7 protein-coding genes are annotated in these 12,826 nt (G+C 65.2%); all 7 read left to right on the top strand.

The features are described from left to right. Positions 1-241 precede the first annotated feature (241 nt). The 7 genes from WCL10_RS17520 (at position 242) to WCL10_RS17490 (ending at position 12,754) form a co-directional block, all read left to right on the top strand. Positions 242-3,055: a TonB-dependent receptor gene (locus WCL10_RS17520; RefSeq protein ID WP_336896932.1), complete on the top strand. Its 2,814-nt coding sequence runs from the start codon at positions 242-244 to the stop codon at positions 3,053-3,055. A gap of 176 nt (positions 3,056-3,231) precedes the next feature. Next, positions 3,232-4,785, top strand: a complete 1,554-nt coding sequence (locus tag WCL10_RS17515) for a tryptophan halogenase family protein (RefSeq protein WP_336896931.1) — start codon at positions 3,232-3,234, stop codon at positions 4,783-4,785. Between the two features lie 80 nt (positions 4,786-4,865). Continuing rightward, positions 4,866-6,638: an alpha-amylase family glycosyl hydrolase gene (locus WCL10_RS17510; protein ID WP_336896936.1), complete on the top strand. Its 1,773-nt coding sequence runs from the start codon at positions 4,866-4,868 to the stop codon at positions 6,636-6,638. Further along, entirely contained in the window at positions 6,635-8,263 is a 1,629-nt protein-coding gene (locus WCL10_RS17505; RefSeq protein ID WP_336896930.1) for an alpha-amylase family glycosyl hydrolase, read from the top strand. The genes WCL10_RS17510 and WCL10_RS17505 overlap by 4 nt, the downstream gene beginning before the upstream one ends. A gap of 5 nt (positions 8,264-8,268) precedes the next feature. Beyond that, the gene (locus WCL10_RS17500) at positions 8,269-10,335 is read left to right on the top strand and encodes a glycoside hydrolase family 97 protein (RefSeq protein WP_336896929.1); all 2,067 of its coding nucleotides are present in this window, start codon (positions 8,269-8,271) and stop codon (positions 10,333-10,335) included. Beyond that, on the top strand, positions 10,335-11,846 hold the full coding sequence (locus WCL10_RS17495; RefSeq protein ID WP_336896928.1) for a tryptophan halogenase family protein: 1,512 nt from the start codon (positions 10,335-10,337) through the stop codon (positions 11,844-11,846). The genes WCL10_RS17500 and WCL10_RS17495 overlap by 1 nt, the downstream gene beginning before the upstream one ends. Next, on the top strand, positions 11,843-12,754 hold the full coding sequence (locus tag WCL10_RS17490) for an alpha/beta hydrolase-fold protein (protein ID WP_336896927.1): 912 nt from the start codon (positions 11,843-11,845) through the stop codon (positions 12,752-12,754). Before WCL10_RS17495 ends, WCL10_RS17490 begins: the two co-directional genes overlap by 4 nt. Positions 12,755-12,826 lie beyond the last annotated feature (72 nt).

Raw genomic sequence — 12,826 nt, 5'->3', positions numbered from 1 at the left:
CATGGCGGCGTAATGTTTAACCGCCCGCCCACACACGGAAATCCTGACAGTCCCCCGCAAGAGCGTTGCAGATCGGCCTCACTCCGCCGCCGCTAAACCCCCGGAATCGCGATGGTATACGTATGCCATATTCGTTCCTTGCGAGAGCGGCTCTACCCAGCGGCTCGTACTGGACCCGGAAAAACCGCGTTCCGACAACGTAACGGCCGCAACCCGGCCGCATGGGGGAGATCTGATTTCCATGGCTAAGCTTACCCTTTCCGCTGTCCGCCTTGGCAGTTCGGCAATCGCGCTGACCGCCGCCGCGCTCGCCACCACCGCTTTCGCGCAGGAAGCCGCCCCGCAGACCGCTCAGGCCGCCGCCGATGCGCCTGCCGAAGAGGGGGCGATCGTCGTCACCGGCTACCGCGCCTCGCTCAACGCCTCGGCCTCGATCAAGCGCGGTGCGCCCACCATCGTCGAAGCGCTCTCGGCCGAAGACATCGGCAAGCTGCCCGACGTTTCGATTGCCGACTCGCTTGCCCGTCTGCCCGGCGTCACCTCGCAGCGCCTCGAAGGCCGCGACCAGCGCCTTTCGATCCGCGGTCTCGGCCCCGATTTCGGCACCACGCTGCTGAACGGCCGCGAGCAGGTCACCGTCGGTGACAACCGCGGCGTCGAATACGACCAGTATCCGGCCGAGTTCTTCAAGAACGTGGTCGTCTACAAGGCGCCGACCCCTTCGCTGGTCGCTGCCGGCATCGCCGGTACGGTCGACCTGCGCATGCTGCGCCCGCTGGCGCAGAAGGACCGGATCATCGCGCTGCAGCTGCGCGGTCAGATGAACGGCCAGAAGAAGCTCAACCCCGACGGCAGCCGCTACGGCTACCGCGCTTCGGCCGCCTACGTCGACAAGTTCGCCGATGACACCTTCGGCATCGCCATCGGCGTGTCGGCCACCGACGCACCCTCGCAGAACGAGCGCTACAACGCCTGGGGCTTCCCCAACAGCGGTTCGGCCGGCGGCGCGCTCCTCCTTGGCGGTGCCAAGCCTTACGTGCAGTCGAACAAGCTGCAGCGCTACGGCGCGGTCGCGACCCTCGAGTACCAACCGAACGAAAACTTCCACTCGACCCTCGACGTGCTCTACTCGCACTTCAAGGAAACCCAGATCCTGCGCGGCATTGAATTCCCGATTGCTCCGGACTGGGGTTCGGGCGCCACCGTGCAGCCGGGCTTCAAGGTTTCCAGTGGTCTCGTCACGGAAGCCACCGTCACCGGCGTCCATGCCGTACAGCGCAACGATCGCAACAAGCGCGAAGCCGACAACTTCTCGATCGGCTGGAACAACGTCATCGGCCTGAGCGACACGATGCACCTGACGCTCGATGCCGCCTACAGCTCGGCCAAGCGCACCGACGACCTGCTCGAAACCTACACCGGCACCGGCTACGGCACGGCCGGCGCGGCCGACACGCTCAAGATCTCGGCCAACCCCAACGGCACCTTCGATATCGTCCCGACCCTCAACTACGCAGACAAGTCGCTGTTCGGCCTGACCGACCCGCGCGGCTGGGGCTACAACGGCACCAAGGCCGTGGTCCAGGCGGGCTTCCTCAACCGTCCCAAGTTCAAGGACGACCTGCTTTCGCTCCGCGCCGACCTTGACGGCACGATCGAAGGCGCCGGCCCGATCGCTGGCTGGCAGGTGGGTGGCAACTTCAGCCGCCGCAAGAAGACCTCGGCCTTCACTTCGTTCTTCCTGTGCCCCAAGGGTCCCGGCAGCAATTGCTCGGTCGAAAGCGGCACCACGAAGTTCGCGCCCATTCCGGATCAGGCAATCATCGGCTCTGTGCCGCTTGCCTACCTCGGCGTGCCGAAGATGCTCGCGCTCGACCCGGTCTACCTCGTCAACAACTCGCTGGCCTCGGTCTACGACAACCGCCCGGTCTCGCTGGTGCGTGACAACACGGTCACCGAGAAGGTCTGGACGGCCTACGCGATGCTCAAGCTCGACGGCGACGTGGGCGGCAAGAAGCTGACCGGCTCGATCGGCGTGCAGGCGGTTCACACCGACCAGAGCTCGACCGGTTCGATCTCGAACTTCGACAGCGCCACAGGCACCGTGCTGGTTGTTCCCGCCACCGGCGGCGACAAGTACTGGCGTGTTCTGCCGAGCGCCAACTTCGCGCTCGAAGTGGCCAACGCCACCTACGTGAAGCTTGCCGGTTCGCTGAGCATGGTGCGCCCCCGTCTCGATCAGGAACGGGTCAACCAGGAACTGAACTTCAACTTCCAGAACATCGGTTCCAACGATCCGACCCGGCCGTTCTTCCAGTCGAACGGTGGCAACGCGCAGCTGCGCCCCTATCGTGCGACCAACGTGGACGTCTCGGTGGAGCACTACTTCCCGAAGGGCGGCTACGTCTCGCTGGCGGGCTACTACAAGAAGCTCACCGACTTCGTGAACCCGCAGCGCAACCTGCCGTTCGACTTCGCGACGGTGGCGGCCTCGCTGCCGGCGGTGATCCGCAACCAGCTCAAGACCACGGTCGGCGTCGTTTCGCAGCCGCTCAACGATGGCGGCGGCTCGCTCAAGGGTGCGGAATTCACCCTTTCGCTGCCTTTCTCGCTGCTGACGCCCTCGCTTGACGGCTTCGGCTTCTATGGCAGCGGTTCGTACACCGACAGCACGATCCGTCTGAACAGCGACCCGACGAACCCGATCACGCTGCCGGGCCTGTCGGACTGGGTGGGCAATGCCTCGGTCTACTACGAAAAGCACGGCCTCCAGCTGCGCGCCTCGTATCGCTACCGCGCGAAGTTCCTCGCCGAAGTCGCGGGTCTGTCGGCCAACCCGACCTACCGCACGGCAAAGGCGGAAGGTATCCTCGATGCCCAGATCGGGTATGACTTCCAGCCCGGTTCGGCGCTCGAAGGCCTCTCGATCCTGTTCCAGGCGCGCAACCTGACCGATCGTCCGTTCATCACGTACCAGAACAACGATACGCGCCAGGTGATCGACTATCAGCGCTATGGCCGCGATTTCTACATCGGGCTCAGCTACAAGTTCTGATGTAGTTGAAAGGTTTGGGGCGGATGGCTTGCTGCAAGTCCATCCGCCCGATACCTTGGCCTCATGCCTGAACACATGAATACACTTTGGCCGGCAGCCAACCCGCCGGACAGTCGCGCCGTGTCCAGCCTTCCCGCCGGAACCGGCTCCACCTCCCCGACCGCAAGGAGCCTGCCATGAGCAGCACTGACACCAGCGGCAACGCCGGTACTAGCGGGGACCCCGTGCGGATCGTGATCGCCGGGGGCGGCACGGCAGGGTGGATGACAGCGGCCGCCTTCGGCCATTTTCTCGACCGGGGCTTCACCGTCACGCTCGTCGAATCCGAGGAAATCGGCACCGTCGGCGTGGGCGAGGCAACGATCCCGCAGATCCGCATGTTCAATCAGGCGCTCGGCATCGACGAGACCGCCTTCATCCGCGCAACGCAGGCGACGTTCAAGCTTGCTATCGAGTTCGTCGGATGGGGCGCGCCTGGCAGCCGCTACATGCATGCCTTCGGCGATGTCGGCCGTGATGTCGGCCTATGCGCGTTCCATCACTACTGGTCGCGCGGCCGCCGTCTTGGCCTTGCGGGGCCTCATGGCGACTACGCGATCAACGAGGTCGCGGCGCGCGCCGGCCGGATGCACATCGGCGCGCCGCTCACCAGCCAGAACGTCCCTGAAATGCCCCACGCCTTCCATTTCGACGCGGGGCTTTATGCCGCCTTTCTGCGCAAGTTTGCGGAAGGGCGAGGCGTCACGCGGCGCGAGGGCAAGATCGCGCAGATCAAGCAGGACGGCGAGAGCGGCAACATCACCTCGCTGGAGCTCGCTTCGGGTGAGGACATTGCGGGCGACCTGTTCATCGACTGCACCGGCTTTCGCGCTCTGCTCATAGGCGGTGCAATGGGCTCACCCTACGTCGACTGGACGAATTGGCTGCCATGCGACCGCGCGCTCGCCGTGCCCAGCGGGCGGGTGACCGATTTCACGCCCTATACCCGCGCAACCGCGCATGAGGCGGGCTGGCAGTGGCGCATTCCGCTGCAGCACCGCACCGGCAACGGTCGGGTCTATAGCAGCGCCTTTACGTCGGACGACGAGGCGGCACAAAGCCTGCTCGCCCACCTCGATGCGCCTGCGCTCGCCGACCCGCGCCCCATCCGCTTCACCACCGGCCGCCGCGCCGAAGCGTGGCGCGGCAACGTGATCGCGGTGGGGCTTGCCAGCGGGTTCCTCGAGCCGCTCGAATCGACCAGTATCCATCTCATCCAGACCGCGATCTCGCGCATCCTCAAGCTTCTGCCGGGCAAAGTGCAGCGCCAGCAGGACCGCGACGAATACAACCGCCAGTTCACCTTTGAGATGGAGCGCATCCGCGACTTCATCGTGCTCCACTACCACGTGAACGAGCGCCCTGAGCCCTTCTGGCAGGCAATGCGCGAGATGACTTTGCCGGACAGCCTTGCCGCGCGTATCGAACTGTTCCGGGCCAGCGGGCACATCGTCCGGCACGGCGACGAGTTGTTCGGCGAGGTGGGCTGGTTCCAGGTCATGGCGGGGCAGGGGATTGTTCCCGAGGGCAGCCACGCGCTGGCCGAGACGATCGACGAGGCCGATCTCAAGGGGTATCTTGATACGCTGAACGCCCTCTACCGGCGCGAGGTCGACCGCTATCCGCGCCATGCCGATTTCATCGCGCGGCACTGCGCGGCGCCGCCGCTGGCGGTGGACGCGGCAGCGTGAAGAAGACGGGGCGCCTTGCCGCATGGGCCGCGCTGGCGCTCTGCGCCGCTGCACCGGTCTGCGCGCAGGAAAGCGCTACCCTGGAAAGCGTGCGTGCTCGCCCGGCTGCTGGTGAGCTCGTCTATTTCCTCCTGCCGGACCGGTTCGAAAACGGTGACACCGCCAATGATCGCGGCGGGATCAAGGGCGACCGGACCAAGACCGGCTTCGATCCGGCCTCCAAGAGCTTTTACCACGGCGGCGATCTCAAGGGGCTGATCGCGCGGCTCGACTATATCAAGGTCCTCGGCGCCACGGCGGTCTGGGTCGGGCCGGTGTTCAAGAACAAGCCGGTGCAGGGCCCTCCCGGCCCCGAAAGCGGCGGGTATCACGGCTACTGGATCACCGATTTCACCCGCGTGGATCCGCACTTCGGCTCCAATGCCGAATTCAAGGCGCTGGTCGATGCAGCGCATGCGCGCGGGCTCAAGGTCTACATGGATATCATCGCCAACCACACGGCCGATGTCATCCAGTACCGCGAGCTGGGCGGGCCGGTCCCCTATCCCTATCGCAGCCGCGCCGATTACCCCTATGCGCGGCGCGGCGGCGCGGCCGGTGCGGCGATCAACGCAGGATTTGCGGGCGATCAGGATTCGGCGCCCGCCAATTTTGCCAAGCTGACCGATCCGACGTTTGCCTACACGCCTTTCGTGCCTGCAGGCGAAGAGCACGTGAAAGTGCCCGACTGGCTCAACGACCCCATCTACTACCACAACCGGGGCAACTCGACTTTCACCGGCGAAAACAGCCGCTTCGGCGATTTCGCAGGGCTCGACGACCTGTTCACCGAGCACCCCCGCGTGCGAGAGGGCATGATCGCGATCTACCGCCAGTGGATCGAGCAATTCGGCATCGACGGCTACCGCATCGATACCGCGCGCCATGTCGATCCGGGTTTCTGGCAGGCGTTTATTCCCGCCATGCTGGAAACCGCCCACGCGCGGGGCATTCCCAACTTCGCGATCTTCGGCGAGGTCGCGCGGGAAGGGCCGGACAACGGCTATATCGCGCAGTACACGCGCCGCGACGGCTATCCTGCGGTGCTCGATTTCGCCTTCCAGGGCGCGGTGCGAGCGGCATTGGGGCAGGGCAAAGGGACGCAGGTGCTCAGCGACCTGTTCGATGGCGACGTGCTCTATGAAGGCGGTGAGGCAGCGGCGCTCGCGATGCCGACGTTCCTCGGCAACCACGACATGGGCCGCTTTTCCACGCTCATCCGCCACGATCGGCCCGGTATCGGCGGGGCCGAACTGGAAGCGCGCGTCAGGCTCGCCCATGTCATGCTGCTCACCTTGCGCGGCACGCCGGTGGTCTACTACGGCGATGAACAGGGCTTCGTCGGTGATGCCAACGACAACGACGCGCGCGAGGACATGTTCGCAGGGCAAGTCGCGAGCTACAACGACAACCAGCTTCTCGCCACGGCGACCGCGGCAAGCGCCGACCACTTCGATCCCGCGCATCCGTTCTACCGCTTGATCCGCGATCTCGCCGCGTTGCGCGCCGCGCATCCGGCACTCGCCCGCGGGCGACAGATGGTGCGCGGCTACAGCGAGAAGCCGGGCCTGTTCAGCGTCTCGCGCTTCGATCCGCAGACGGGCGCGGAGTACCTCATTGCTTTCAACACCTCGGACGCGCCGATCCACGCCTCCAGCGTGATCGGAACCGCCGCCGAGGGCCTCGAAACCCTGTTCGGCGCTTGTCCGGCCCGGGTCGCCGCGCCGGGTAGCGTGATGCTTGATCTGCCCGCTTTCGGCAGCGCCGTCTGCCGCGTTCTCCCTTCCTCCCCAGGAATGCAGTCTTCCCGATGACCCAAGCCAAACGTGTTGCCGAGCCAAGCCCCGAACCGCAGGAAGTGCCATGGTGGCGCGGTGCGGCGGTCTATCAGATTTACCCGCGCAGCTTTTGTGATGCGAACGGTGACGGTATCGGCGATCTGCCGGGCATCACCGCGCGGCTCGACCATGTTGCCGCGCTCGGCGTCGACGCGATCTGGGTCTCGCCCTTTTTCACCTCGCCCATGCGCGATTTCGGCTACGATGTGGCGGACTACTGCGACGTCGATCCGATCTTCGGCACGCTGACGGACTTCGACCGCATGGTGGCGCGCGCGCACGAACTTGGCCTCAAGGTCACGATCGACCAGGTCTATGCTCATACCTCCGACCAGCATCCCTGGTTCGAGGAAAGCCGCCAGAGCCGGGATAACCCGCGCGCCGACTGGTACGTCTGGGCTGACCCACGCGAAGACGGCTCGCCGCCGTCCAACTGGCAATCGGTGTTCGGCGGACCGGCCTGGACCTGGGATGCGCGGCGCTGCCAGTATTACCTGCACAATTTCCTCGCCAGCCAACCCCAGATGAACGCACACAATCCGGCGGTGCAGGATGCGCTGCTTGGTGTCATGCAGTTCTGGCTTGATCGCGGCGTCGATGGCTTTCGCATCGATGCGCTCAACTTTCTGATGCACGACCCGGGCATGCGCAACAATCCGCCCGCGCCGTACGATGGGCGGCGGCGCACCCGGCCGTTCGACTACCAGCTCAAGGTCTACAACCAATCACATCCCGACATCGTGCGCTTCATCGAGCGGCTGCGCCGGCTGTGCGACCGGTACGGCGCGGTCTTCACGCTTGCCGAGGTTGGCGGTGACTTTGCCGAAACCGAGATGAAGGAATTTACGGCGGGGCAAGACCGGCTCAACAGCGCCTACGGCTTCGACTTCCTCTATGCCGACCGCCTGACCCCCAAGCTCGTGGCCGACACGCAGGCCAAGTGGCCCGATGCGCCAGGCACGGGCTGGCCAAGCTGGGCCTTTGAGAACCATGATGCGCCGCGCGCGCTTTCGCGCTGGTGCGCGGCCGAGGATGCCGAGCCCTTTGCGCGAATGAAGGCCATGCTGCTTGCGGCGCTGCGCGGCAACATCATCCTCTATCAGGGCGAAGAGCTGGGCCTCACGCAAGTCGAGATCCCCTTCGAACAGATCCAGGACCCGGAAGCCATCGTCAACTGGCCGCTCACTCTTTCGCGCGATGGCGCCCGCACGCCGATGCCTTGGCAGGCGCAGCGCGAGGAAGGCGGGTTCACCACCGGCAAGCCATGGCTGCCGCTTGGCGACGAGAACCATGCCCGCGCAGTTGATCGGCAAGAGGCCGATCCAGCCTCGCTGCTGCACCTGACGCGGGCGCTGCTCACACTGCGCAAGGAAAGCCGGGCCCTGCGCACCGGCGATTTCACGGTGCTGCACGCCGGTACCGACGTGCTGGCCTTGCGCCGCAGCGTTGACGGGACGAGCGTTGTCGGTGTGTTCAATATGGGCGCGCGCGATGCAGCCTGGCCGGCCGCCGCGCCCACCGCAGGCCGCGTTCTGCTGGCCGTCAACAGTGCCGCACCCGGCACCCTGCCGCCATTTGGCGCCCTGTTGATCGAGGAATGACGGAAATGCTCAAGATAACCTGCAAGGCCGCTGCACTCGCACTGGCGGCCGCCGCACTCGTGCCCGCTGCGGCTCATGCGCAGACCGCGCCGCAGCGGCCTGCCGTCACCGCAACCTCGCCCGATGGCACGCTCGTCCTCACCGTCACCACCGATGACAGCAAGCGGCCGATCTATATGCTCTCGCGCAAGGGCAAGCTGCTGATCAGCGCCTCCAAGCTCGGCTTCACGCTCAGCGACGGGCTCAACATGGTGCGGGGCTTCCGCGTTCTGGGCTCGGAGACCGCGAGCAGCGACAGCACCTGGGAACAGCCCTGGGGCGAGCGCCGCTTCGTGCGCGACAATCACAACGAAGTGCTCGTGCGCTTCGAGCAGAATGCCGACTACGGCGGCCGCCGCATGAACGTGCGCTTCCGCCTGTTCGACCAAGGCTTCGGCTTCCGCTATGAGCTGCCCGAACAGCCCGACCTCAAGACGATGAAGATCGCCGACGAATGGACCGAGTTTGACGTCGCGCAGCCCGGCACGGCATTCTGGGTTGCCGGCCTTGAATGGAACCGCGAGGAACAGATCTACCAGCGCACCCCGATCAATGCGGTCGCCACGGCGCAGACCCCGATCACAATGCGCCTCGATGATGGCACGCACCTCGCCTTCCACGAGGCCGCGCTGGTCGATTATTCGGCGATGTATCTCAAGCGCGCCGAACGCCAGCTGTTCCGCACGACTCTCGCGCCGTCCTCGCGCGGGTCCGCAGTGATCCGCGATCTGCCATTCAACACCCCGTGGCGCACGATCCGCATTGCCGACAATGCGGCCGGCCTTGTCGAGAACGACCTCGAACTCAATCTCAACGAGCCCAACAAGATCGGCGATGTCTCATGGTTCAAGCCGATGAAGTACATCGGCATCTGGTGGGGCATGATCCGCGGTGACTGGACCTGGGCCGAAGGCCCGCGCCACGGCGCCACGACCGCACGCGCCAAGCAATACATCGATTTCGCCGCGAAGAACGGGTTCGGCGGCCTCCTCGTCGAAGGCTGGGACAAGGGCTGGAACGGCGACTGGTTTGGCCACGGACAGGATTTCAGCTTTACCGAGGCGGTGCCGGATTTCGATCTCAAGGCGGTTGCCGCTTATGCCGCGAAGAACAAGGTCCAGCTGATCGGCCACAACGAGACCGGCGGCAACATCACCAACTACGAGGCCCAGCTCGAACCCGCGATGAAGCTCTACCAGTCGCTCGGCATGCATTCGGTCAAGACCGGCTATGTCGCGGACGCGGGCGGCATCATCGCCCCGGGCGACAAGCCGGGCGAAACGCGCATGGAATGGCACGAAGGCCAGCGCAACGTGCAGCACCACCTCAAGGTCGTCGAAACCGCCGCCAGGTATCAGGTCGCCATCGATGCGCACGAGCCGGTCAAGGACACCGGCCTGCGCCGGACCTATCCCAACTGGATCGACCGCGAAGGCGCGCGCGGCATGGAGTACAACGCCTGGGGCCAGTTCGCCAACGGGCCCGACCATGAGCCGACCCTCGTTTATACCCGCATGCTTTCCGGGCCTATGGACTTCACCCCCGGCATGTTGAGCCTTGAGGGCAAGGATCACCTCCCGCTCGCCTCGACGCTCGCCAAGCAGCTCGGGCTTTATCTGGCGATCTACTCGCCGATCCAGATGGCCTCGGACTTCATCGAAAGCCTTGCCGAGCACCCCAAGGAGCTCGAATTCATCCGGCAGGTGCCGGCCGACTGGTCTGAAAGCCATCTGATCGCAGGCGAAGTGGGCGACTATGCGATCTTCGCCCGCAAGGACCGGAACAGCGCGGACTGGTATGTCGGCGGTGTCAACGGCCACACCGCGCGCGATGTGACGCTCGCGATGGACTTCCTTGATGCGGGCAAGACCTATACTGCGACGGTCTACAAAGACGGGGAAGGGGCCACGTTTGAAACCGATGCGCGCCACCGCATCGCCTATGCGACGCTGACCGTGAAGAAGGGCGACAAGCTGCCGCTCTGGCTTGCCCCCGGCGGCGGCGCTGCGATCCGCTTGAAGGCGCCGCGCTGATGGCGCCAGCGCGGCGTTTCGTCATCCTTGGCGGGGGTACCGCCGGGTGGATGGCCGCCGCGCTGATTGCCCACCGCTGCGGTGACCACCCGGCTTCAGTCATGCTGGTTGAAAGCCCGGAAATCGGGATTATCGGGGTAGGCGAGGGTTCGACCCCGCAACTGAAGGCGTTCTTCGACGAGCTGAACATCGCAGAGCGCGATTGGATGCCGGCCTGCCACGCCACCTACAAGACCGGGATCCGCTTTGCCGGCTGGTCTGACGAGCCCGGGTTCGAGAGCTACTTTCACCCTTTCCAGTCGGTGCTCGACGTCCATACCGCGCCGGCCTTCTTCTTCCACACCCGCGCGCGCCGCACGGGGCGCGATGTGCCCGCGCACCCCGACCGGTTCTTTCTTGCGGCGCGGCTTGCCGAGGCGCGGCTGGGGCCGATTCCGGCAGAGAGCTTCCCCTTCGAACTGGGCTATGGCTACCACTTCGATGCGGTTTTGCTTGGCCAGTTCCTTGCCGGTCATGCCAAGTCGAGGCTTGGCGTCATCCACATCCAGCGCCGGGTTCAAGGTGTGCGGCGCAATGAGGCTGGCGAAATCGCCGCGCTGGTGCTGGAAGGTGGCGGCGAGGTCGCGGGCGATTTCTTCGTCGATGCCTCGGGCTTCCGCGCAAGCCTGATCGGTGAGGCCCTGGGCGAGCCCTTTGAAAGCTTTGCCGACAACCTCTTCAACAATGCAGCCATCGCGCTGCCCGGTGCGCGCGACGAAGGGGCAACGTCTTGCGAGACAGTGTCCACCGCGCTGTCGTGCGGCTGGACATGGCGCATTCCGCTGACCGACCGAACCGGCAACGGCTATGTCTATGCCAGCGACTTTATCAGCGCCAACGACGCCGAAACCGAACTGCGCCGCCACCTCGGTCTGCTGGACGCGGATGTACCGGCGCGCCACCTATCCATGCGGGTTGGGCAGGTGCAGCGCTCGTGGGTCGGCAATTGCCTCGCCATCGGCCTTGCGCAGGGGTTCATCGAGCCGCTCGAGGCAACCGCTCTGCACATCGTCCACTCCACGCTGACCGGCTGGCTCGATGCGCTCTTCGCCGATGACTTCGGTCCGGCCAATCGCATTTCCTTCAACACGGCGATCCATGCCCGCTATGAAGGCATCCGCGACTATATCGTCTGCCACTACCGGATGAACCGGCGGCAGGGCGACTACTGGCGCGCCAATGGCGTAAACGACAACCTCTCGGACAATCTCAAGGCGTTGATCAGCTGCTGGTTTCAGGGCGGCGAGCTCGATGAGGAAGTCGCGCGGCTCGGGGTCGGGCACTACTATGCCGCGCTGTCATGGCACTGCCTGTTCGCGGGCTATGGTCAGTTCCCGGAGGCCGCTCGGCTGCGCCCGCCCGAGGCTGGCTTGCCGCTGGCCGACATGGCTCGGATCGACCGTTTCATCGCGGGCTGCGCGCTGAACTTCCCGGCGCACGACGACTTGCTGGCGCGGCTTGAGGAGGCATGATGAGGAACTGGTTGCTTGCGCTGTTCGCGCTGCTGGGGTTGATCGCCGGTGCTGCGCGAGCAGAGGATGGCGGACGCAGAATCGAGTACGAGAAGGTCGAGGCTGCCGGCCTCCCGCCCCAGCGCCTCACGATCTGGCTCCCGCCGGGCTATGACAGTTCCAACAGACGATACCCCGTCCTTTACATGCACGACGGGCACAACCTGTTCGACCTTGCGAATTCCAACTTCCAGAAGATATGGGCGGCCGACAAGGCCATGCTCAAGGTCATGGCGGAGCAGGGGATCGAGCCGCGGATCATTGTGGGTATCTGGGCCCCGGGCAAGGACCGCTTCCGCCAGTACCTCCCGCGCCCCGCCTATGACGCCGCGCCCCCCGCACTGAAGGCGAAGATGGACGAGATGACCGGTGGCCCGGTCATTTCCGACGCCTATCTCGCCTGGCTTTCCGGGCCTCTCAAGGACTGGGTCGACCATTCGTTTCGCACCCGCCCGGGGCGCGAGGACACCGCCATTGCCGGTTCAAGCATGGGCGGCCTGATGAGTTGCTACGCCATTTCCGCAAGCCCCGATGTCTTTGGTCAGGCTGCCTGCGTCAGCTCCCACTGGCCCGCCATCGGCCCAGATACGGTCAAGGGCTTCAATCCCGAGACACTTGGTCTCTGGACCGGTTTCTTCGACCGGACACTCGGCGCTCCGGCGGGCCGGCGGATCTGGATGGATCACGGCACCGCCACGCTTGATGCCTTCTACGCACCTTATCAGGAACCCATCGACGCCGAGTTCGTGAAGCTGGGCTGGCAGCGCGGCACCGACTTCGAGAGCCGCGTCTATCCCGGTGCCGAGCACGAGGAAAACGCCTGGGCGACGCGTCTGCCCGAGATCCTGGCATGGCTCTTCCGGCATTGAGGACTGCGGCGCGGCCTCGGCCGGGCTTGTTCATTCCAATTCGCATACTTATGCGTGCTGAAGTCCAGTGCA

The organism is Novosphingobium sp. (assembly GCF_037133355.1).
Taxonomy (GTDB): domain Bacteria; phylum Pseudomonadota; class Alphaproteobacteria; order Sphingomonadales; family Sphingomonadaceae; genus Novosphingobium.
The sequence above is the reverse complement of the archived record's forward strand: the minus strand, read 5'-3'. Positions and strand labels throughout refer to the sequence as shown.

Coding starts and splice junctions, on each gene's coding strand:
- WCL10_RS17495 (WP_336896928.1), top strand. CDS start 10,335: ATGGCGCCAGCGCGGCGTTTCGTCATCCTTGGCGGGGGTACCGCCGGG.
- WCL10_RS17505 (WP_336896930.1), top strand. CDS start 6,635: ATGACCCAAGCCAAACGTGTTGCCGAGCCAAGCCCCGAACCGCAGGAA.
- WCL10_RS17515 (WP_336896931.1), top strand. CDS start 3,232: ATGAGCAGCACTGACACCAGCGGCAACGCCGGTACTAGCGGGGACCCC.
- WCL10_RS17520 (WP_336896932.1), top strand. CDS start 242: ATGGCTAAGCTTACCCTTTCCGCTGTCCGCCTTGGCAGTTCGGCAATC.
- WCL10_RS17500 (WP_336896929.1), top strand. CDS start 8,269: ATGCTCAAGATAACCTGCAAGGCCGCTGCACTCGCACTGGCGGCCGCC.
- WCL10_RS17490 (WP_336896927.1), top strand. CDS start 11,843: ATGATGAGGAACTGGTTGCTTGCGCTGTTCGCGCTGCTGGGGTTGATC.